Origin of the sequence: Actinomadura geliboluensis (assembly GCF_043197915.1) — a bacterium.
In the GTDB taxonomy this organism is placed as follows: domain Bacteria; phylum Actinomycetota; class Actinomycetes; order Streptosporangiales; family Streptosporangiaceae; genus Spirillospora; species Spirillospora geliboluensis.
Window position 1 is genome coordinate 61,894 of sequence record NZ_JBICUA010000002.1, and the last position, 20,722, is coordinate 82,615.

Sequence of the window (20,722 nt, forward strand, 5' to 3'; positions counted from 1 at the left end):
AAAAGCGGAAAAGCCCCCTCCGGAGAGGGGGCTTGCTTGCCGGGGGGACGGCTAGCGGTCGAGTTCGCCGGTCTTGATGCGGTTGAGCAGCCCAGCTATGGCGTCCCGTCCGAACTGGAGGACGGGGCCGTGTGGGTCGGTGCTGTCGCGGATGCCGAGAGCGGCTTCCAGATCGGCCATCTCGACGCACTGACCGCCCTCTTGAGTGCTGTGGCTGCTCTTGCGCCAGGTTGCGCGCCTCGTGTCGTTCACAAGCCCTCCATCACCTCGCGGATCAGAGCTTCCGAGGCCGTGTCGGTCAAGGCGACGTTGCTGATCATGTCCCACAGCCGCCGGATCTGCTCAACTTTTGAGCTTAGTTCGAACACGTGCCCGTTGCCCCCCGCCCCCTCCACGTAGGCGAGATCGGCACAATCTTTGCTGCTCAAGAGGGTGAAGCCGCTCGCAGGGTAGACGGGTGAATTGAGGGGTGCGATCAGAATGCTGATGTTGGGCTCCTGGCGTAGTTCCAAGAGCCGGCTGAGCTGGTCCTTCGTTATGTCTCTGGTACCTACCACGTTCCTGATCGCAGTTTCCATGAGCAGGACGACGACCCACGGTGGGTCCTTCCTCGCCAGTACTTCTTGGCGGGCCATGCGACTTGCTACAGCCCGGTCCAAATCATGAGCCTGTTGCCCCGGACGTAGAACTTCGCGCGCGTAGTCCTCCGTCTGCAGAAGGCCGGAGACCACGAGGTGGTCATAGACGCGGACGGCGTTGGCGGTGCTCTCCAGGTCGGCGTAGGGGCGGAAGAAGACGGGGATGCCCTCCTTGGCGGCGAGGGGCTGGAGCTCCCGGAAGGTCTCGTCGGTGCCGAAGTGGGCGTCGAGGAGTTCGGCGAGCTGCGGGGACGGGGCCTGGGCGGCGGTCTCGACCTTCGAGATCGTGTCGTGGGAGTAGCCGACCGCCTCCGCGAGCTGGGCTTGGGAAAGTCCGGCTTTGTCCCGAAACTTGCGGAGCTTTGCCCCGAAAAGTGCGGCCGTCGACTCGGTCGGGTCGAGTCGCTTCCGATTCACCATGAGTTGACCTCCGGAAGTATCGAGTGGGGTAAAGCTCGTCCCACTTCCGACCATAACCAGAAGCTCCCACGATGTGTAGCAGATTGCACACATCGAGTGATGGGAGTGGTGGGGGAAATGATCTTCGGGCGGGCGCGGCGGAGAGGCGGGTTCGACGAAACGGTCTGTTCAGTTCGAGTGGAAAGGACGGCGGTCGGGCCGTGGGCGATGCGGCGGGGGTTCCTGGCCGAGCCGGAGGTCGTCCAGGAGGGGCGGCTGATCGTCGAGTCGCAGGCGCTCCAGTGGGGGGTGGCGGAGGAGACCGTACAGAACGCCGTCCTGGTGGCTTCTGAGCTGCTCACCAACGCCGTGCGCGCCACGCGCCACCGGCCGGTGTCGTTGCGGCTGGCGCTGGCCGAGGACGGCCTTCGGGTGGAGGTCTGGGACACGTCGCCGGTTCATCCAAAAGGGGCCGTGCCGGACCTCTCGATGCCGGAAACGCCGGTGCCGGACGATGCTCCCGACCCGGGCGGCTGGGGTTTGGGCATTGTCGAATTCCTCTCCGAGGAGCACGGGGTCCGCGCGGAGTTCGAGGGGAAGACCGTGTGGGCGCGCCTGAAAACGGAGTTCCGCCCGCCGGTGTGAAGGTGAGCTTCGCCCGGACCGGGGAAGGGGGCCGGTGTGGGGGACTGGTATACGCGGGAGATCGCGGACACCGGGCGGCTCCGGCTGGCCTGTTTCCTGGTGGCGTTCATCGCCGGATTCCTGTTCATCCGGTTCAGCGTGCGGATGATCCGGCGGCAGGTGCGGTGGTGGCCGGGCAACGTCACGCCGGGCGGGCGGCATATCCACCATGTCGTCTTCGGCCTGGTTTTCATGTGTGTGGGTGGTGTGGGCGGGCTCGCCGTCAAGGACGGATCATCCGGGTGGGCGGCGGCGGCCGCCGCCGTGTTCGGGGTCGGGACGGCGCTGGTGCTGGACGAGTTCGCGCTCGTCCTGCACCTGGAGGACGTCTACTGGAGCGAGCAGGGCCGCCTGTCGGTCGAGGTCGTGTTCATCACGATCGCGCTGTGCGGGCTGATGCTGCTGGGCCTGCGGCCCCTCGGCCTGGACGACGTGGCGGGCGACGGCCTGTGGGCGATCGCGGCCATCATCGTGTTCGACATGCTGGTGGCCTTGGTCGCCCTCCTCAAGGGCAAGGTCTGGACGGGCTTGATCGGGCTGTTCATCGGCGTGGTCGCGCTGGTCGGGGCCGTCCGGCTGGCCCGTCCCGACTCGCCGTGGGCGCGGCGGAGGTACCGGCCGGGGTCGCGCAAGGAGCGGCGCGCCGTCAAGCGCGAGCGCCGGTACCGGCGGCCCGTGCAGCGGCTCGGCGACCGGCTCAGCGACCTGATCGCCGGTCGCCCGTCGATCAGGTCGTAGCTCAGTGCGGGTACTGGCGGGGCGGGCGGGAGCGGACCTCGTCCCGGAAGTCTTTGATGATCGAGGCGATCTGGCGCATGAGCCGGGTGCCCTCAAGACGGTCGAGGTAGAGGGAGCGGCGGGCCAGGCCGTCGAGGTCAACGGCGTAGTACATCGCCATGAGCGGGTTGATGAACAGTTCGCTGCCGCGCGTCCTGGTCGTGACGTGGACGTCGCCGAACCGGCCCTGGACGGCGGCGGCGATCGAGCCGTTCACGATGCTCGGGTGGGCGGGCGTCGCCGCCTGCGCGTACTCGACCGCGTCCAGGTAGAGCGCCGCCTCGCGGCTGTCGCGGGGGATGGACAGGGCGCCCAGGTAGGAGCCGTCGGCGGTCAGGGCGGCCAGGTTCTCCAGCACGAGCGCGTGGCTGACGCCGTGGTAGGCGTCGACGCCGAAGCCCAGGGACACGACGATCTTCTCGGGGACGTCCAGGCCGTGGACGGCGGCGAGGCTCGCCATGTCCTCCTCCGGGGTGCCGAGGCCGGCCTCGTCGCCGCGCATGAAGATGTCGGTGCCGCCGTCCACGAGGACGATCGCGTCCAGGCCGAGGTGGTCGACCAGGTACCGGTACGCCGCGCGGAGCGGTTCGACGCCGACCTTCGGGAACGCGTAGACGGTGGACGGCAGGCCGTGGAGGGCGAGCCACCGCGCGAGCGCGCCCTCGGGGAAGTAGTCGTCGCGGCCGGGGGTCTCGGGGGTCACGGCGGCGACGTCCACCTCCAGCCAGGTGTCGGACGGAAGGCCGTACAGCGCGCTGAACGAGAGGTTGGCCAGGTGGACGTCCTTCCCGTCCTGCATGAGGGCGAGGGCCAAGGGGAGACCCGCGTAGACGTCGAAGCCGCCGCCCGCGCCCGCGACGAGGACGCTGCGGGCCTTCTTCAGGCGTGCGAACAGCGGGGGTTCCTGGAGGGAGAACACCAGGCGACGGTAAGGCATCGCGGTGGAAGATGATCGAGGTTTTTCGCCGGATCGCGAACTCTCGCGGGGGGTGTGGACGTCTGACCATGTGGTGGCCGTGGTCATCGGGGGACTACGGCCACCACCAAGCGCCCCGGGGTTCAGCAGTTTTCTAGCGAGGAACCCCGGCCCTTCAGGGCCGGGAGGAAAGCTTCCCTCGTGTGCGGCGCGTTAGCGCCGACTGGTCTAGCCAGTGGATGGCTAGACCAGTCGTTGCTGGTTCTCGATGTATTCGGCGATGACCGACAGTGGTGCGCCGCCGCAGGACGCGGCGAAGTAGGACGGGGACCAGAAATGGTCGCCCCACAGGTATTTGCGGATGTGGCCGGGGAACTCCTGGCGGAGCCTGCGGGCCGACACGCCCTTGAGCGAGCCGACCAGTCGGGACAGGGCGATCTTGGGCGGGTAGTGCACGAGCAGGTGCACGTGGTCGGTCTCGCCGTTGAACTCGCACAGTTCGGCACCGAAGTCGCCGCACACGTCCCGCATGATCTCCTCGCAGCGGCACAGGATCTCGTCGGTGAACGGTCCACGCCGGCACTTCGGTGTGAAGACCAAGTGCGCATGCAGGGTGCAGACGACGCTGCGGCCCCTGCGGACATCGGGATTCGGCTCCCAGCGAGGTGACATAGACCAATGATACGGTCACGGGCGTGAAGATTGTTGTGCAGGTCAAGCTGCTGCCGGACGCCGCACAGGCCCCGGCACTCGAGCGCACCCTGCGCACGGTCAACGAATGCGCGAACCGGGTCTCGGCCGCCTCATTCGAGACCTACGGGCTCAAGGGATCGGTCAAGGCCCTGCGGTCGATGACCTACGGCGATCTCAAGGCCGACGGCCTGGGCGCGCAGGCCGCGCAGCACGTCATCAAACGCGTGGCCGACGCCTACACCACGCTGCGGGCCGGCATCCGGGCAGGCAACCTCGGCGGCGAGAGCTCCAGACGACGCCGTAAAGCCGTGTCGAAGCCGATCACCTTTCGCGCCGGCGCCGCGCACACCTACGACGACCGCTGCCTGTCGTGGAACTACGACGCCCAGACCGTGTCCATCTGGACGATGGACGGGCGTCTAAAGCACGTCCGCTTCGCCTGCTCGCCCACAGCGCTCAAGCGGCTCACCCAATGCCGCCAAGGCGAATCGGACCTGGTGCTGCGGGACGGCAGGTGGTTCCTGATCGCCACATGCGATGTCCCCGAGGACGAGCAATACGAACCCAAAGACTGGATCGGGGTGGACCGGGGCATCAACAACCTGGCCACCACCAGCGACGGTGACAACCACTCCGGGCGGCGCCTGGACCGCTACCGGCGCTGGCAGGCCCGCAAGAAAGCCGAGATCCAAGCCAAGAAGACGCGCTCGGCCAAGCAACTGCTTAAAAAGCGCGCACGCCGGGAATCCCGGCACGCCGCCCACACCAACCACAAGGTCTCCAAGACTGTCGTTGCTGTCGCCCAACGCACCGGACGCGGCATCGCCCTGGAACAGCTTCAGGGCATCCGCGAGCGGGTCACGGTTCGACGCGACCAGCGAGCGCGGCAGTCCTCCTGGCCCTTCCACCAACTCGGCGAATTCATCGCCTACAAGGCCCGCCGCGCCGGTGTGCCCTTCATCGAGGTGGACCCGGCCTACACCTCGCAGCGCTGCCCGCGCTGCGGGCACACCGCGAGGAACAACCGGCCCTCGCGAGACCACTTCCAATGTCGTCGGTGCGGCCTCGCTGGGCCGGCCGACCACGTCGCCGGGGTCAACGTGCGCGACCGCGCACGCTCGGCGTGGGTATTCGTCAACATGCCCCCACCGATCCCCGCCTGAGCAGGGACCGGCGATGTGACCCGTGACCGCCCCGCCGTACAGGGCAGTCGGGAGCATAAGCGGAGCCTTTCTGGACTGAGTCAACAAGCTCGGTCCTTCAGGGCCGAGTAGTTGACTACGGGGACGGGCCGCCGAACATCTCGCTGAGGCGCGGCGCCAGGTCGTGGTCGCCGCGCAGTTCGAGGCGGCCGTCCATGAGGAGCGTCGCCGGGTTGGCGTCGCCGGCGAGGATCCGCAGGAAGTCCGCCGTCTTCACCGTGAGGGTGAGGGCCGGGTCGTCGGCCGGGCCGGGACGAGCGCGGGCCCTGGACTTGCCGAGCACGAGCGTCCAGGTGGTGCGGGTCAGGCGGAACTCCAGCTCTCCCGTGAAGCCGCCTGCCGCGGACGGGTCGTAGGCGCGTGCCATGCCCGCGAAGAAGAGGCGCTGCGCGCTCGGGCCGAAGCGGCGCTCGATCTGCTCGTCGGTCCGGCCGTGGACGAGCCGGTAGAAGCCCTGGCGGAACCGGCGGCGGCTCGCGGCGCGGATGTCCTCGCGGACCGGGCGGCGGGAGCGGTCGGCGCGAGCGACCTCCGCGTCCTCGTCGATGCGGTAGCCGGCCGGCGCCGTCCGGGCCGGGGCGCGGCGGGCGAGCGCGGCCTCGACGGCGGGGGCGAGGCGTTCGGCCTTGGCGGCCTCGCGCTCCTCGCGGCCCTCGGTGAAGTGCGGCAGGACGGCCGTCCCGAACAGTTCGAGCGACTCGCAGATGTGCTCGTGCTCGTTCGGCCCCGACTGCAGGACGAACGCGATCTGGTCGACGCCCGCCGCCTCGTACCGCCGGATCAGGTCGATGACCTGCTCGGGCGTGCCGACGGCGCCGCGCAGCGAGCCGATGTTGACGTTGAGGTTCCCGGCGCCGGCGAGGACCCGCTCGCGGGAGAGGCCGCGGGCGTCGCGGTGGGCCTGGAACTCCTCCCACACGTTCGTCCGGCCCGGGTCGTGCGGTGTGGGGCCGTAGTAGTGCGCGAGGGCGTACGCGAAGAAGTGCGCGCCGTCGATGCCGCGGTCGATCGCGGTGGCCTCGTCCTCGTGCAGCATCATCGGCAGGACGACGGTCACGTTCGGGTTCACCGCGAAGCCCGCCGGGACGCACTCCTCGGACGCGATGATGCGGTAGTACTCGTCCACCCACTTGCCCGCGTCCTCGGGCTCCACGAAGGAGAACGACAGGGCGCCGATGCCGTTGCGGGCCGCGAACTGGATCGTCTCCCGGCGCGAGCACGCCACCCACAGCGGGGGGTGCGGCTTCTGTACCGGTTTCGGCAGCACGTTGCGCGGCGGCATCCGGACGTGGTCGGACGACCAGCCCGCGAAGGGCTCCTCGACGAACATCCGGGTGATGGCGTCGATGGCGTCCTGCCACTGGGCGCGCTTCTCGGTGCGCCGCACCCCGAAGCCGCCGAGTTCGGCGCTTGAACTGGACTCGCCCGTCCCGAAGTCGACCCGGCCGTTGGAGACGAGGTCGAGCGTCGCGATGCGCTCGGCGATCCGCGCCGGATGGTTCACGGCGGGCGGCAGCTGGACGATCCCGTGCCCGAGCCTGATCCGCTTCGTCCGCTGCGACGCGGCGGCGAGGAACACCTCCGGCGCGGACGAATGGGAGTACTCCTCCAGGAAGTGGTGCTCGACCTCCCAGACGCAGTCGAAGCCGACCCGGTCGGCGATCTCCACCTGGTCGAGCGCGTCCTGGTAGAGCTTCTGCTCCTGGCCGTCGTGCCAGGGCCGCGGCAGCTGGTGCTCGTAGAAGAGTGAGAACCGCATCGGTGACCACCTCCCGGCCAGCCTTACCCCGATTGGACTCCGCGTCAACAACGACCAAGCGCTCGCTTGACGGCGGGCGGCGGCACCCGGCACCGTGAGCGCGACGACCCCCGCGAGAGGAGCCCCATGGCGCCGCTGGACGGACTGCGCGTCCTCGATCTGACGATGTGGCGGCCCGGCCCGTACGCCACGCTGCTGCTCGCCCAGCTCGGCGCCGACGTGATCAAGGTGGAGCCGCCCGGCGGGGAGCCGATGCGGATGTTCCGCGACCACTTCGACGTTCTCAACCGGCACAAGCGCAGCATCGTCCTCGACCTGAAGTCGGCGGACGGCCTCGCGGAGCTGAGGCGGCTGGCGGCGGACGCCGAGGTCTTCGTCGAGGGGTTCCGGCCCGGCGTGGCCGACCGCCTGGGCGCCGGCCACGCGGCGCTCCGCGGGCTCAACCCGCGGCTCGTCTACTGCTCGATCTCCGGGTACGGGGCGGAAGGACCGTTGCGCGACGTCCCCGGCCACGACATCAACTACCGGGCCTATGCCGCCGCGCTGCCCCCGGACGCCGTCTCCCCGGAGGCCGACGACCTCCCGCTCGCGGACATGGCCGCCGCCACGATGGCCGCGTTCGCGATCACCGCTGCCGTGCTCAAGGCCCGCGCCACCGGGACCGGCGACCGCGTCGACCTCGGCATGGCGGACGTCCTCGCGCACTGGACCGGCACCGTCCCGGCGGCGACGCGCAGCTCGGGCGCCGGGCCCGTCCCCGGCTACGGCGTCTACCCGACCAAGGACGGCCGCAAGATCACGCTCGGGGTGGTGTCGGAGGAGCGGCTGTGGGCCGCGACCTGCCGCGCGCTTGGCATCGAGGAGCACGCCGGCGTCCCGTTCGCCGAGCGGCTGGGCCGCATCGCCGAACTGGACGGGGCCGTCACGGCGGCCGTGGCGAAGCTCACGCTGGACGAGGCCGTCGAGCGGCTGACCGAGGCCGGCGCCCCCGTCGCACCCCTCCTCTCCCACGCCGAGATGCTCGCCCTCGACCACTTCGCGCACCGGAAAGTGCAGGACGAAGGGCCCGTCCGGACCACCGTCCACCCGCCGGTCGAGGGTGGCACGGCGCCCGAGGCGGACGAGCACCGAGGCCAGGGCTGGCGTCTCACGGAATGAAATTCGGGTGGGATTGTCCTACCCGTTTGGCATGCTGGGGACGTGAACGCGCGTGCGGTGAGTCCTGCTCTGGTCGGCCGGGCGGCGGAGCTGGGGCAGCTGCGGGACGCCCTCGCCGCCGCGCCCGGGGCCGTCCTCGTCGGCGGTGACGCCGGGCTCGGCAAGACGCGCCTCATCAAGGAGTTCGCCCGGTCCGTCGAAGGGGAGGCCAACGTCCTCGTCGGCGGCTGCCTGGAGCTCGGCTCCGACGGCCTGCCGTTCGCGCCGTTCACCACCGTGCTGCGCGGCCTCGTCCGGGAGATCGGCATCGACGGCGTCGCGGCGCTCGTCCCGCGCGGCGACACCGGCGGCCTCGCCCGGCTGCTGCCGGAGTTCGGCGAGCCGGAGTCCGACGCCGCGTCCGGGGAGGAGCGCGCCCGGCTGTTCGAGGTCGTGCTGTCGCTGCTGGAGCGGCTCGCCGAGCGCGGCCCCGTCGTGCTCGTCATCGAGGACGCCCACTGGGCCGACCGCTCCACCCGCGACCTGCTGGCCTTCCTCGTGCGCAACCTCGGCCGGGGGCCCGTGCTGGTCGTCCTGACCTACCGGACGGACGAGCTGCACCGCACCCATCCGCTGCGCCAGCTCCTCGCCGGGCTGGAACGGCTGGAACGGGTGCGCCGCACCGACCTCGGCAAGCTGACCCGCGCCGACGTGTCCGCGCTCGTCGCCCAGCTGCTCGGCCAGAACCCGCCGCCCGGCCTCGTCGAGCGGATCGAGGCGCGCAGCGAGGGCAACCCGCTGTTCATCGAGGCGCTGCTCGACGACGACGGAGGGCTGGCCTGCGAGCTGCCCGAGTCGCTGCGCGACCTGCTGCTCGCCGGCGTGCAGCGGCTCCCCGACGAGACGCAGGACGTCCTGCGCGACGCGAGCGGCAGCAGCACCCGGATCGAGCACGCGCTGCTCTCCGCCGTGTCCGGGCTCGGCGACGCCGCGCTGACCCGCGTGCTGCGGCCCGCCGTCGCCGCCAACGTCCTGGTCGTGGACGGCGACGGGTACGCGTTCCGGCACGCGCTGATCCGCGAGGCCATCCACGACGACCTGCTGCCGGGCGAGCACACCCGCCTCCACAAGCGCTACGCCGAGACCCTGGAGGAGAACCCGTCGCTGGTCTCCGCCGGGCGGCTGTGGGTCGAGCTGAGCTACCACTGGAAGCAGGCCCACGACAGCACGTGGGCGCTGGTCGCGGCGTGGCGCGCCGCAGGCGAGGCGCGCAAGGCGCTCGCCCATGCCGAGTGCCTGGCGATGCTCGAACGCGTCCTGCAGCTGTGGGACCTCGTCCCCGACGCGGCGGAGCGCATCGACGCCGGCTTCGTCAAGGTGCTCATGGACGCCGCGACCGCCGCCGACCTCGCCGGCGAGTACGACCGCGGCATCAAGCTCGTCACCGCCGCGCTCAAGGAGGTCGAGGCCGCCGACGGCGCGCGCGACACCGAGTGCTGGGCGACGCTGCTGGTGCTGCGCGCCAGGATGCGGTACCAGATGGCGCGCCCCGGCTTCGTCGAGGACCTGCGCGCCGCCGTCAAGGCGCTGCCCGCCGAACCGCCGACCGTGCTGCGCGCGCGGGCGCTGTCGATGCTCGGCAACTACGTGCGCGTCACCACCGAGATCGGCGCGGCGCGCGACGCGGCCGAGGAGTCGCTGGCGGTCGCGCGCCGGCTCGGCGACCCGCTCGCGGAGGCGGAGGCGCTCATCACGCGGTACTGCGCCGACACCGACTACGAGAACGACGCCGGCCTCGCCGAGATCGAGGCGACCGCCGAGCGCGCCCGCAACCACCAGGTGCTGCTGCGCTACTACGTCATCAAGTCGCACTTCCTGGAGGGCGCCGGCCGGCACGCCGAGGCCGCCGCGGTCGCGGCGCACGGCAAGGAGCTGGCCCGCGAGTACGGGGTGGCCCGCACCCAGGGCACGTTCCTGTGCATCAACCAGGCCGAGCCGCTGGTCTCGCTCGGCCGGTGGGACGAGGCCATGGCCGTGATGAACCACGCGCTCGCGCAGGACCCGGCCATCACCACCCGGACGTCGCTGCTCGTCCTGACCGGCTGGGTGGCGCTGGCGCGCGGCGACCTCGCGACCGCGCGGGAGCGGCTCGCCACGTCCCGCGACATCAAGAAGCTGAAGGCGGAGTGGCTGAAGACGCAGGACTACTTCGGCACGCTGTGGCTGGAGGCGAACATCGCGCTGGCCGAGGGCCGCCCCGCCGCCGCGCTGGAGGCGGTCCGGCCCGTCGTCGACCAGGCGGGCATGCCGGACGACGCGCGCTACGCGTGGCCGGTGCTCATCGCGGGCGCCGCGGCCTGCGCCGAGCTCGGCGACGGCGCGGCGGGCGAGCTCGCCCGGATCGAGGAGCGGGCCGCCGGGCTGGAGTCGAGCGGGCCGCTGCAGCGCGCGCACTGCCTCACGTTCGCCGCCGAGCTGGCCCGCGCCCGCGGCGTCCTCGACCAGGCCGCCTGGGCGGAGGCCGCCGCCACGTGGGAGACGCTCGCCAACCCCTACGCCCGCGCCCGCTCCCTGCTCCGGTCCGCGGAGGCGTTGCTCGCGGGCGGCGACCACGACGCGGCCTCGGACGCGCTGCGCACCGCCGGCGACCTCGCCGCGGAGCTGCGGGCGCCGCTGCTCGCCGCGGACGTCGCCGGCCTGCTGCGCCGGGTCCGGTCGCCGCGCCGCGGCGACGCGTCAGCGCCGCTCGGGCTGACGCCCCGCGAGTTCGAGGTGCTGCGCCTGGTGGCGGAGGGGCGCAGCAACCGCGACATCGCCGAGGCGCTGTTCATCTCCGTGAAGACGGCGAGCGTCCACGTGTCGAACATCCTCGGCAAGCTGGAGGTGGCGAGCCGGGGCGAGGCCGCCGCGACCGCGCACCGGCTGCGGCTGTTCGCCGCCCCGAAGGCCCGCGTCTGACCTGCTGCGGAGCGTGCTCGATTCGGCGGCGGGGGACCTCCCCTCCCGGATCCCCCGCCCCGAACCGTCGGACCACACGGGAACATCGTGGCCGGCCGGCCGGGGCACGGCCCGCGGAAGCAGGCGGTGCTTCGCCGTCCGGAGAGACGGCCCGTGACCCGTCCGGCCACTGCCCAGTCTTGTGGTCCGGAGGCCCCGACGGCGCGCGAGACATACCGTTCGGGGCGAGAGAAAAAAGCGACGGTGCCGAGCCGCGTTCCGTGACCCGGCACCATCGCCCTCCGGCACGTGCCCTGTGGCGCGCGGTCAGCGTGGGACGCGCGCCACGCAGAACACCGTCTGCCCGAACGGCGGGCGGACGAAGCGCTCGATGGCGCGCGTGGTCGGCACCACCGTCCGGTCGTAGATCTTGACGAGCCGCGGGTCGGGGTAGCCGGCGCCGCCGCGGCGGACCGCGAACCACCAGGCGATGCCGCCGAGGAAGTTCATCGGCTTGAGCACCTCGGGGACGAGCCCCGCCTCCCGGACGGACGCCTCCATCGTCTGCGGCGTGTACCGGGTGACATGCCCGACCTTGCGGTCGAAGTCGCCGTAGAGCTGCATGTAGCCGGGCACCCAGATGACGATGCGGCCGCCGGGCTCGGTGACGGCGGCGAGGTCGCGGAGCGCCTGCACATCGTCCTTGATGTGCTCCAGCACGTTCATCATCACGACGGTGTCGACCTTCTGCCGGATCTTGATGTCGTCCGGCAGGGCCAGGTCGATGACCTCGACGTCGTCGTTGCCGTCGTAGCGGCTGCGCAGCTCGCCGACGCAGTACGGGTCGTTGTCGCTGACGACGAGGTAGTCGAGCCGCCCCGCGAACTGCTCGGAGAAGTGCCCGAGGCCGGAGCCGACCTCCAGCATCGACCGGCCCACGTACGGGGCGACGGTCTCGTACTCGTACTTGCGGTAGTTGCGGGCCTCGTCGCCGCCGAGGTGGTTCTCCAGCGCGCCCTCACCGGCGGCGGGCTGGACGACGTCACCGTCGGCGTTCACGTGCGGCGCGGGCCCGGTGCCCGGACCGCCCTTCTTCGGGTCGCTGCCGAGCAGGCCGAGGAGGCTGCCCGCGATGGACTTCTTCTGACCAAGTGACTGCATACTTCCCGCTCGCTGGGTGCGTTGGCGTTCGGCTTCTCGTTCGCCGGATCCGTGGCCCGGCCCGCACGGGGCCGGTCGATCTCTGGCGCGAAGGTCGGGACAGTCTACCCATGCGTGCACGCCGGGCGTCCGTCAGTGACCGCGTCGGCGGGCGCCCGGACGGCGTGTCGCCTGCTCGGAGCGGGCGCCGGATCAGCCGATCGTCCGGTGCACGGTCTCCCGCTCGCTCGGTCCCGGCTCGGACGGCGCGATCCACGGGCCCGGGATCGACGGGTCGAGCACGCCCTCCTCGATCCAGGCGAAGTCGCCGGCGAGGACGGCCCGTGCCAGCTTCGCGTCCATCGCGTCGGTGTTGCGCCACAGCCCGTCGAACAGCTCGTCCACGCGGACGCGCGCCTGCTTGCAGAACGCGTCGGCGAGCAGCAGCGCCGACTTGCCGGGCGCCCCGTCCGAGAGCCCGCTCTGACCGGACGCGTCGGCGTGGGCGCGGACGCACACCGCGCTCATCGCGAACAGCTCGGCGCCGATGTCGACCATCCGGCCGAGGAACCCCTGCTTGCGCTCCAGCCCGCCCTGCCAGCGCCCCGCCGCGTAGAAGACCGACCGGGCCAGCTTGCGGGACGCCCGCTCCACGAACCGCAGGTGCCGCGCGAGCACCCCGAACTCGGCGTAGGAGTTCGGCCGCTGCCCGGCGCCGGTGACGAGCGTCGGCAGCCAGCGCGCGTAGAACCCGCCGGCCTTCGCCGCCGCCCGCGCCTTGCGCGCGGGGGAGGCGTCCGGGTCGATGACCTCGCCGGCCGCCGACAGGTGCGCGTCCACCGCCTCGCGGGCGATGAGCAGGTGCATGATCTCGGTGGAGCCCTCGAAGATCCGGTTGATGCGCAGGTCGCGCACCACCTGCTCCACCGGGACGCCGCGCTCGCCGCGCGCCGCGAGCGACGCCGCGGTCTCGTAGCCGCGCCCGCCGCGCAGCTGCATCAGGTCGTCCGCGGCGCGGCACGCCATCTCCGACGACCACAGCTTCGCCAGCGCCGCCTCGATCCGGATGTCGCCCCGCTCGTCGTCGGCGAGCTGGCTCGACAGGTCGTGCATCGCCTCCATCGCGTACGCGGTCGCCGCGATGAACGCGATCTTGCGGGACACGGCCTCGTGCTCGCCGACCGGCCGGCCCCACTGCACCCGCTCCCGCGACCACTCGCGGGCGATCCGGGCCGCCCACTTGCCGCTCGCCGCGCACATCGCGGGCAGCGACAGCCGCCCGGTGTTCAGCGTGGTCAGCGCGATCTTCAGGCCGGCGCCCTCCGCGCCGATCAGGTTCGCCTTCGGGACGCGCACGTCGTGGAACCGGGTCACGCCGTTCTCGATGCCGCGCAGCCCCATGAACGCGTTGCGGTTCTCGACCGTGATGCCGGGCGTGTCCATGTCCACGATGAACGCGGAGATGCCGCCGCGGTGCCCGGCCGACTTCGGCACGCGCGCCATCACCACGACGAGGTCGGCGACGACGCCGTTCGTCGTCCACAGCTTGACGCCGTTGAGGACGTAGTCGTCGCCGTCGGGGACGGCGGTGGCGCGCAGCCGGGCCGGGTCGGAGCCGACGTCGGGCTCGGTCAGCAGGAACGCGCTGACCTGCCGGGCGCAGCGCGGCAGCCACTCCTCCTTCTGCTCCCGGGTGCCGAACATCTTGACCGGCTGCGGGACGCCGATGGACTGGTGCGCCGACAGCAGCGCCCCGAGCGCCCCGCACACCGATCCGACGACCATCAGCGCGCGGCCGTAGTAGTACTGGCTGAGCCCGAGCCCGCCGTACTTCTCCGGGACCTTCATGCCGAGCGCGCCGAGGTCGCGCAGCCCGGCGATGACCTCGTCGGGGATGCGCGCCTCCCGCTCGATCAGCGCCGAGTCGACCCGGGTGGCGCAGAACTCGGTGAGCCGGGCGAGGAACGCCTCGCCCTTGCGCCGCTGCTCGGCATCCGGACGCGGATGCGGGTGGATCAGGTCCAGCCGGAAATCGCCGAGGAACAGCTGCTTGCCGAAGCTCGGCAGCCGCCATTCGGTCTCCCGTGCCTCTTCGGCGACCTTCCGGGCCGTCCGCTCGTCGACATGCGCATACGTCTGCTGACTCATGGTGACCGCATTTCCCGTGACCGGATCGGGAAACCCCGGGCGTCCCCCGACGGGAGGTGATCCAATGGACGGACCGGCGCCGGAGGCTCGACCGGCTCGGACCAGAGGGGTGCACCGCGCGCATGAGCGAGTCACGCAAACCCACTCTCATCGCCTCGGTGCAGCGCGCCCTGCACCTCATGGAGGCGGTGGCGTCGCATCCCGGCGGCGCGCCCGCCAAGCAGCTCGCCCGGGAGGCGCGGCTCCCGCTCGCCACCACCTACCACCTGCTGCGCACCCTCGCCCACGAGGGCTACGCGACCCGGCTGCCGGACGGCGTCTGGGTGCTCGGCGAGCGGGTCGAGACGCTGTACGAGCAGGGCCGGGCGCAGCGGCTGCCCGCCCGGCTCCGGCCCGCCGTCGCGGTGACGGACGCGGCGGGCGCGGTGGCCGGCGGGCCGCGCTAGCTCCTCGCGGCGAGGGTGTGGGCGACCACCGCGAACGCGTGGCCGTGCCCGAACCCGTGCTCGGCCTTCAGCCAGCCCACGAGCTCCATGTGCTTGGTCAAAGGTGAGGACTCAATGAGGTCGATCCACTCCTGGATCGGACGTCCGTACTTCTTCTCGATCGCGGGGAAGTAGCTGGCGGGGTTGCCCTTGGACGGTGTGCTCATGCGCTGGTGCTCCATTCCGTCGACGCGTCGGCGCCGCCACGACGCCGTTGGAGTGCAAGCTTGTCTTTTGCAAGCACGCTTTGTCAATCGAAGTGCGCGCTAGGATGTGCAGCATGGCGGCTCGTGAGTACGGACAGTTCTGCGGCCTGGCCCGCGCGATGGAGATGGTCGGTGAGCGCTGGACGCTGCTGATCGTCCGCAACCTGCTGTCGGGGCCCCAGCGCTACACCGACCTGCGCAAGGGCCTGCCCGCCATCCCGACCAACATCCTGTCGGCCCGCCTCAAGCAGCTCGAAGAGGCCGGACTCGCCACCCGGCGGGCGCTGCCGCACCCGGAACGCGCCGTCGTCTACGAGCTCACCGACTACGGGCGCGACCTCGAACCGGCGCTGGTCGCGTTCGGCCGCTGGGGCGCGCGGACCATGACCGCCCCCCGCCCCGGCGAGGCCGTCACGGCCGAGTCGGTGGCGATGGCCTTCCGCACCACCTACCGGCCGGAGGCCGCCCGGGGCGCCACGGTCGGCTACGAGGTCCGCATGGGCGACTTCACGCTCCGCCTGCAGATCACCGGCGGGGTCCTCGCGGTCGGCGTCGGCCCGCACCCGGCCCCGGACCTGGTCATCGAGCGGCTCGCCGACCAGGGCGTCCATGCTCTGATGACCGGTGCGAAGACCCCTGACCAGGCGCTGGCCGACGGCACCGTCCGCGTCGAAGGCGACCCCGGCCTCCTCCACCGCTTCGTCGAGACCTTCCGCTTCTGAGGCGTGGCCGCGGCGTCGGACGGCCTTCAGGAGAGGCGGCGGCGCGTCCAGTGGAAGCAGACGCCGCAGAGCCCCAGGGTGAGGACGGCGAACAGCCCCGTCTCCACCCACTGCAGCGGCCAGAAGCGGTCGGCGGGCTGGTAGACCACCTTCTGCTTGTAGCCGAGCCGCGCGATCTCGGTGAAGCACTTCTCGGCGGGCCCGTCGGGCGGGTCCGGCGGCCCCGCCTCCGGCGCGCCCGCCTTCGGCGCGGGCATCGGAGGCGGCCCCGGCGGGGCGCACGCTCCCGTGATCAGGGCGCCGGGCAGGGCGGCCGCGCGCCCGGACGCGTCGACCGTGTGGTTCGCGAGCGTCCACGCCCCCGGCGCCGCGTCCGTCTGCACCGTCATGGCCTCGGAACCCTGGTCCAGCGTCATCTGCGACATGTTCTTCGACGTGATCGCCACGGTCGCGGTCTCCGGCGGGACGAGATGGGCGCGGATCCACACCGGCATCGCGACCTGGACGCCGACGAAGACGGCGAGGGTGATCGCCATCGCCGGCACGGTGCGCCGGGTGAGGACGCCCGCCGTCACGCCGAGCGCGAAGGCGAAGGCCGCGTACCCGATCGGGACGATGCCGTGCGCGCCGAACGCGAGCGGCGCGATCCGCGGGAAGCGTTCGGCCGCGGCCCTGTCCAGCGGGCCCGCCCACCAGTTGGCGGCGCGGACGGCGATCCCGGCGGCGACCATCGCGGCCAGCCCGACGAGGCCGAGCTTGACGGCCAGCCAGCGGCTGCGCGTGATGCTCTGGTTCCACACGAGCCGGTGCGTGCCGCTCTCCAGCTCGCGGGCGACGAGCGGCGCCCCCCAGAAGATCCCGATGAGCGCGGGCAGGGCCGTCACGATCACGACCAGCGCGCCGTACTCCACCTGGTGGTCGGTGAAGAACCGCCTGGCGAAGTGCGCGCAGGCGTTCTCCGTGCCGCAGGACGTGAGCCCTCTGTCGTAGGTATCGGCCAGGCCGGGCCCGCTGACGGCGAGGGCCGCGCCGAGGACGGCGAGCCCGCCGAACACCACCGCGGCCTGGACGCGGAACTGCCGGAACGTCAACCAGATCATCGGATCGCCTCCAGCGTGGGACGGCTCGGCGCCTGGGCCATGTAGGCGAGGACGAGGTCCTCAACGCCGATCTGCCCGACCGTCCAGGCCGGGTCGTGGATCGGGCCGTCCGTCCGGACGACTAACGTGCTCTGCCGGTCGGTGTGGCTCTCGGACACGACGTGCTGGTCCGCCGGCAGCTTCTCCTTGCGCGGCCCCGTCAGCCGGTGATGGGTCGCGAGCAGGTCGTCGATGTCCCCGGCGACCCGGACGTGCGACTCCACGAGCACGATGAGGTAGTCGCAGGTCCGCTCCACGTCCGACACCAGGTGGGATGACAGGACGACGCTGAGCGAATGCTCGGCGACGGCCTCCATCAGCCCCTGGAGGAACTCGCGCCGGGCCAGCGGGTCGAGCGCCGCGACGGGCTCGTCCAGGATCAGCAGCTCCGGCCGCTTGGCGATGCCCAGCGTCAGCGCCAGCTGGGCGCGCTGCCCGCCGGACAGCTTCCCGGCCTTGTGCCGCAGGCCGAGCCCGAGCCGCCCGATCCGCTCGCGTGCGAGGGCGTCGTCCCACCGCGGGTTGAGCCGGGCGCCGAGCGCCAGGTGGTCGCCGACGCTGAGCCCGGAGTACGTCGGCGTGTCCTGCGCGACGTACCCGACCCTGGCCAGCTGCTCCGGCCCCGCGGCCGGCCGCTCGCCGAGCACCCGGATGCTCCCGGCCGTCGGCGCCAGCTGGCCGACCGCGAGGTTCAGCAGCGTGCTCTTGCCCGCCCCGTTCGGCCCGACGAGCCCCACGACCCGTCCGGCCGGAATGTCCAGCGTGCAGTCGGACAGCGCCCACCGCTGCCCGTACCTCTTGCCCAGCCCCCGGGCCTCCAGAACGGCGGTCACGCTATGTCCTCCTCGCGGGCGGACCGAAACGTGGTCATGAACAGCGCCTCGATGCTCTCGTCGTCCAGCCCGGCCAGCCGCGCCTTGGCGAGCCAGCGCTCCAGGTCCTTGCGCAGCGGCCCGTGCGCGGCGAGCGACTCGCCGGCCAGCGACCGCGTCACGAACGTCCCGACCCCCGGCCGCGGCGCGACGAGCCCCTCGTGCTCCAGCTCCCGGTACGCCTTGAGCACGGTGTTCGGGTTGATCGCCAGCTGCGCCACCACGTCCTTGACCGTGGGCAGCTGGTCACCGACCCGCAGCAGGTCGAGCCGCAGCGCGTGCCGCACCTGCCGGACGAGCTGCATGTACGGCGACACCCCCGACCCGGAGTCCAGATGGAACTCGATCACCGCCACCTCCATTTAACTAGGATGCTAGTACTTTAGAGGTGTAGTCTTTCCCGATGTCAATGCGCGGGAACGAAGACCCTCAGAACATCGCCAAATTCGGGCAATACGGGCCGCATCGAACGGCCGGCCGGGCATGACCCCGACATGTCCACTTGGAGCAATGACGACCTGACCCGCCTCGGCGGCGCCGCCGAGATCCAGATCGCGCCCGAGAAGAGCGACGGCACGCTGCGCGACCCGACCACGATCTGGATCGTCCGCAGCGGCGAAGAGATGTACGTACGCTCGGTCAACGGCCCCGACGGCCACTGGTACCAGACCGCCGAGAACACCCACCGAGGCCAGATCAAGGCCGACGGCACGACCGTGGACGTGGCGTTCATCGACGAGCCCGACCCGACCGTCAACGAGCAGGTAGACGCCGCCAATATGACCAAGTACGGCAGCACGCCCTACGCCGAGCCGATGACCCGCCCCGGCCCCAGAGACACCACCCTCAGACTCACCCCCCGCTGACCACGAGGGGAATCGCGCCGACCGCCCTGACGGTCACTCGACGTCGACGCCATGGTCGCGGGCAAGGCCGCCGAGGCCGTCCGCCCAGCCCTGGCCGAGCGCGCGCAGTTTCCACACGGTTCGTCCGTTGACGGTGCGGCGGTAGAACTCGGCCATCACCATGGCGCGCACGGCGGGGTCCGACGGCGGGCGGAACGTCCACGTCATGCCGGTGACACAGCGCAGGTCGAGTGCCGCATGGGCGAGGGCGGCGCAGGTCAGGCCGGTGTCGACGTCCATGTTGATCGACACGGCCACCCGGTGGACGTCCGCGGGCAGCGCGGACAGGTGCAGCCCGGCGCGCTCGGTCACGACCTGTGCTTCGGGCTGCTTCCCCAGCAGGCGCGCCGCGCCACCTGCCGCCGCCGGTTGGTGGTAGAAGACGAAGTCCTCGTCGCCCCGCACCTTGCCGGACGCGTCGAGCAGGAGGAGCGTCAGGTCGGCGTCCGCTCCGGTGAACGCGAACGTGATCAGCAGCCCCTGCAGCGCCTCCTCGGGCAGCACGAGTGTCTGCCCCGGCGCGAGCTCAACGGGCGCGGCGTGCTGCGGTGGCGCGGGGTGGGGCGCCGGGGGTTGAGACCAGGGCGGCGGTGGAGCCTGAAGCGGTGGTGCGGGTGCGGTCGCCTGCTTCCACTCGGTGAACGGGCGAATGGCGTAGGGGTCGGACGGCGGGGGCGCGGCGGGCTCTGGTGGCGCTTCGGGGACGTCCTCGATCCGGGCCAGGAGAGCCTCCAGGCCCGGGATCTTCGTGGTGTCGAGGGGCTTGACAGAGGTGGAGAGGTTGCCGGACGCGGTGGTTCGGACTGAGCAGTCGACGTCCTCGGCGACGTCGAGGAAGCGCAGCGCGTCTTCCGGGCGGCGCCACGGCGCGGATGCCACGGCCTGGCGCGTCCAGCGGCCGTAGGCGACGATGCCGAGACGCTGCGTGTCGGACATGCGGGGGTCAGGACGGCAAGGCCGATCGCGGTGACGCCGGGCGCGGTCGTGAACGCCTCCTTGAGCGTGGCGACGATGTTGGAGCCCATCGACGTGAGCCACCACAGCAGCCGGTCGCGCTTCGTCATCGTCTTCAACGTGGGACGGCCGGCGGTGGTCAGGCCCGGTGCCTGGGTCGGGAGCGCGTCCAGGTCGGGCTGGCGCATCACGATCGACAGGACCGCCCCGTCAAGACCGACCGCGCTCCCGGCGGCCGGGTTGTCGGAGAACGCGGTGTTGACCGCTTCGCAGACGGTGTCCTCGTCGTTGTCGTTGAGGGCTCGCCACCACTCGCCGGCGGCCGCGCGGAACTGCCGGTAGAGGTCGTTGAGGCGGGCCTGCTCGGCGGCCAGGTAGACGGGCGCGTCCTGCTCGGCGGCGTGGCGGGCCGCGGCGCGGTCCGCGCGGGCGAAGCGGCCGATGCCCGCGAGGTGGAACGCCTGGGCCTCCGCCAGGGCCCAGGGGAGTGCCAGCTGCGGCGGGGGCGGCACGAAGGGCGGTTGCGCCTGCGGGAACGTCTGGAGGTGGACGCTGGTCGTCTGGCGCCGCAGTTCCTCCAGGTGCGCGATCGCGGCGTCCCGCTGCGCTTCTTGCTCGGCGCGTTCGGCTTGGCGGCGGGCCCGTTCGAGCTGGGCCGGAGTGGGCCCGGTGTTGCGGGGGCGCGCCGGGCGCTTCGCGGTGGAACGACGCCGCGCCCCGCCCACCGAGGTCGAGGCGAAGAACGGCCCCATGCCGCTGGAGACGGTCGTCCTGCGCCCGCCGCCGACATGGACGCGTGCCGCGCGGGGCCCGACGGACGTCCGCACGCCCCGGCTCGACACCCGCACGCTCATCCCCGGCACGCCCACACGGAACCCGAAACCCATCGTTCCACCTCCGTCGTCCCTGGTGGGACGCCCGACGGATCAGGTCGGTGTACTGGGTGGCCGATGCGTGCAACCTTTTGTGGGGGTTGGTGCATCAGGGGGGTGTGGGGCAGGGGAGGGGT

Annotated in this window: 21 protein-coding genes; 8 read left to right on the forward strand and 13 right to left on the reverse strand. The window is 71.8% G+C overall.

The features are described from left to right. Nucleotides 1-51: 51 nt before the first annotated feature. A complete protein-coding gene (locus ACGFI1_RS05855; RefSeq protein ID WP_392783465.1) occupies nucleotides 52-327 on the reverse strand; it encodes a DUF397 domain-containing protein in 276 nt (91 codons plus the stop codon). Then, entirely contained in the window at nucleotides 249-1,058 is an 810-nt protein-coding gene (locus tag ACGFI1_RS05860) for a helix-turn-helix domain-containing protein (protein ID WP_392783468.1), read from the reverse strand. Before ACGFI1_RS05860 ends, ACGFI1_RS05855 begins: the two co-directional genes overlap by 79 nt. Before the next feature lie 117 nt (nucleotides 1,059-1,175). Here ACGFI1_RS05860 and ACGFI1_RS05865 point away from each other — a divergent pair, with 117 nt between their 5' ends. Continuing rightward, a complete protein-coding gene (locus ACGFI1_RS05865) occupies nucleotides 1,176-1,682 on the forward strand; it encodes an ATP-binding protein (RefSeq protein ID WP_392783471.1) in 507 nt (168 codons plus the stop codon). A 36-nt stretch (nucleotides 1,683-1,718) separates the two neighbouring features. Further along, nucleotides 1,719-2,459 (forward strand): hypothetical protein, encoded by a 741-nt coding sequence (locus ACGFI1_RS05870; RefSeq protein ID WP_386875378.1) that lies wholly within the window; start codon nucleotides 1,719-1,721, stop codon nucleotides 2,457-2,459. 1 nt (nucleotide 2,460) lies between these two features. Here ACGFI1_RS05870 and ACGFI1_RS05875 read toward each other — a convergent pair whose 3' ends face one another. Both ACGFI1_RS05875 and tnpA read right to left on the reverse strand, forming a co-directional pair. Next, the gene (locus ACGFI1_RS05875) at nucleotides 2,461-3,435 is read right to left on the reverse strand and encodes a DUF1152 domain-containing protein (protein ID WP_392783474.1); all 975 of its coding nucleotides are present in this window, start codon (nucleotides 3,433-3,435) and stop codon (nucleotides 2,461-2,463) included. A gap of 222 nt (nucleotides 3,436-3,657) precedes the next feature. Beyond that, nucleotides 3,658-4,086 carry an IS200/IS605 family transposase gene (gene tnpA / locus ACGFI1_RS05880; RefSeq protein ID WP_392783477.1) on the reverse strand — a complete coding sequence of 143 codons (429 nt, stop codon included), beginning with the start codon at nucleotides 4,084-4,086 and terminating at the stop codon, nucleotides 3,658-3,660. 23 nt (nucleotides 4,087-4,109) lie between these two features. Between tnpA and ACGFI1_RS05885 the strand changes: the two genes are divergently transcribed. Next, complete coding sequence (locus tag ACGFI1_RS05885; RefSeq protein WP_386875384.1) at nucleotides 4,110-5,270, forward strand: RNA-guided endonuclease InsQ/TnpB family protein; 1,161 nt, start codon at nucleotides 4,110-4,112, stop codon at nucleotides 5,268-5,270. Nucleotides 5,271-5,385: 115 nt separating this feature from the next. Here the strand turns inward: ACGFI1_RS05885 and ACGFI1_RS05890 are convergent, their stop codons facing one another. Next, the gene (locus tag ACGFI1_RS05890) at nucleotides 5,386-7,068 is read right to left on the reverse strand and encodes an LLM class flavin-dependent oxidoreductase (protein WP_392783481.1); all 1,683 of its coding nucleotides are present in this window, start codon (nucleotides 7,066-7,068) and stop codon (nucleotides 5,386-5,388) included. 126 nt (nucleotides 7,069-7,194) lie between these two features. On the opposite strand from ACGFI1_RS05890, the gene ACGFI1_RS05895 reads away from it, so the two are divergent. Together ACGFI1_RS05895 and ACGFI1_RS05900 are read left to right on the forward strand one after the other, a co-directional pair. Next, the gene (locus ACGFI1_RS05895) at nucleotides 7,195-8,226 is read left to right on the forward strand and encodes a CaiB/BaiF CoA transferase family protein (RefSeq protein ID WP_392783484.1); all 1,032 of its coding nucleotides are present in this window, start codon (nucleotides 7,195-7,197) and stop codon (nucleotides 8,224-8,226) included. A gap of 42 nt (nucleotides 8,227-8,268) precedes the next feature. After that, nucleotides 8,269-11,163, forward strand: coding sequence for a helix-turn-helix transcriptional regulator (locus tag ACGFI1_RS05900; RefSeq protein WP_392783487.1), 2,895 nt, complete (start codon nucleotides 8,269-8,271; stop codon nucleotides 11,161-11,163). A gap of 306 nt (nucleotides 11,164-11,469) precedes the next feature. On the opposite strand, the gene ACGFI1_RS05905 is transcribed toward ACGFI1_RS05900, so the two are convergent. Both ACGFI1_RS05905 and ACGFI1_RS05910 read right to left on the reverse strand, forming a co-directional pair. Then, nucleotides 11,470-12,303 (reverse strand): class I SAM-dependent methyltransferase, encoded by an 834-nt coding sequence (locus ACGFI1_RS05905; RefSeq protein ID WP_138638801.1) that lies wholly within the window; start codon nucleotides 12,301-12,303, stop codon nucleotides 11,470-11,472. Nucleotides 12,304-12,495: 192 nt separating this feature from the next. Beyond that, the gene (locus ACGFI1_RS05910) at nucleotides 12,496-14,430 is read right to left on the reverse strand and encodes an acyl-CoA dehydrogenase family protein (RefSeq protein WP_392783490.1); all 1,935 of its coding nucleotides are present in this window, start codon (nucleotides 14,428-14,430) and stop codon (nucleotides 12,496-12,498) included. Between the two features lie 122 nt (nucleotides 14,431-14,552). Here ACGFI1_RS05910 and ACGFI1_RS05915 point away from each other — a divergent pair, with 122 nt between their 5' ends. After that, nucleotides 14,553-14,876, forward strand: a complete 324-nt coding sequence (locus ACGFI1_RS05915) for a helix-turn-helix domain-containing protein (protein WP_138638803.1) — start codon at nucleotides 14,553-14,555, stop codon at nucleotides 14,874-14,876. Here the strand turns inward: ACGFI1_RS05915 and ACGFI1_RS05920 are convergent. Then, nucleotides 14,873-15,082: a DUF4287 domain-containing protein gene (locus ACGFI1_RS05920; protein WP_392783493.1), complete on the reverse strand. Its 210-nt coding sequence runs from the start codon at nucleotides 15,080-15,082 to the stop codon at nucleotides 14,873-14,875. The two genes, ACGFI1_RS05915 and ACGFI1_RS05920, sit on opposite strands and share 4 nt — an antisense overlap. A gap of 113 nt (nucleotides 15,083-15,195) precedes the next feature. Here ACGFI1_RS05920 and ACGFI1_RS05925 point away from each other — a divergent pair, with 113 nt between their 5' ends. Beyond that, a complete protein-coding gene (locus ACGFI1_RS05925) occupies nucleotides 15,196-15,843 on the forward strand; it encodes a winged helix-turn-helix transcriptional regulator (protein ID WP_392733163.1) in 648 nt (215 codons plus the stop codon). A gap of 26 nt (nucleotides 15,844-15,869) precedes the next feature. Here the strand turns inward: ACGFI1_RS05925 and ACGFI1_RS05930 are convergent, their stop codons facing one another. Genes ACGFI1_RS05930 through ACGFI1_RS05940 form a run of 3 tightly spaced genes read right to left on the reverse strand, consistent with a single transcriptional unit; the run spans nucleotide 15,870 to nucleotide 18,216 of the window. Next, on the reverse strand, nucleotides 15,870-16,943 hold the full coding sequence (locus ACGFI1_RS05930; RefSeq protein WP_392783496.1) for an ABC transporter permease: 1,074 nt from the start codon (nucleotides 16,941-16,943) through the stop codon (nucleotides 15,870-15,872). Beyond that, complete coding sequence (locus ACGFI1_RS05935; protein WP_386875399.1) at nucleotides 16,940-17,815, reverse strand: ABC transporter ATP-binding protein; 876 nt, start codon at nucleotides 17,813-17,815, stop codon at nucleotides 16,940-16,942. Before ACGFI1_RS05935 ends, ACGFI1_RS05930 begins: the two co-directional genes overlap by 4 nt. After that, complete coding sequence (locus tag ACGFI1_RS05940) at nucleotides 17,812-18,216, reverse strand: GntR family transcriptional regulator (RefSeq protein ID WP_171069207.1); 405 nt, start codon at nucleotides 18,214-18,216, stop codon at nucleotides 17,812-17,814. Before ACGFI1_RS05940 ends, ACGFI1_RS05935 begins: the two co-directional genes overlap by 4 nt. Nucleotides 18,217-18,348: 132 nt before the next feature. Between ACGFI1_RS05940 and ACGFI1_RS05945 the strand changes: the two genes are divergently transcribed. Beyond that, nucleotides 18,349-18,720 carry a DUF2255 family protein gene (locus ACGFI1_RS05945; protein ID WP_392783499.1) on the forward strand — a complete coding sequence of 124 codons (372 nt, stop codon included), beginning with the start codon at nucleotides 18,349-18,351 and terminating at the stop codon, nucleotides 18,718-18,720. A gap of 33 nt (nucleotides 18,721-18,753) precedes the next feature. On the opposite strand, the gene ACGFI1_RS05950 is transcribed toward ACGFI1_RS05945, so the two are convergent. Both ACGFI1_RS05950 and ACGFI1_RS05955 read right to left on the reverse strand, forming a co-directional pair. Then, nucleotides 18,754-19,263, reverse strand: a complete 510-nt coding sequence (locus tag ACGFI1_RS05950; RefSeq protein WP_392783501.1) for a TerD family protein — start codon at nucleotides 19,261-19,263, stop codon at nucleotides 18,754-18,756. Further along, entirely contained in the window at nucleotides 19,230-20,600 is a 1,371-nt protein-coding gene (locus ACGFI1_RS05955) for a hypothetical protein (RefSeq protein WP_392783503.1), read from the reverse strand. Before ACGFI1_RS05955 ends, ACGFI1_RS05950 begins: the two co-directional genes overlap by 34 nt. Nucleotides 20,601-20,722: the final 122 nt, after the last annotated feature.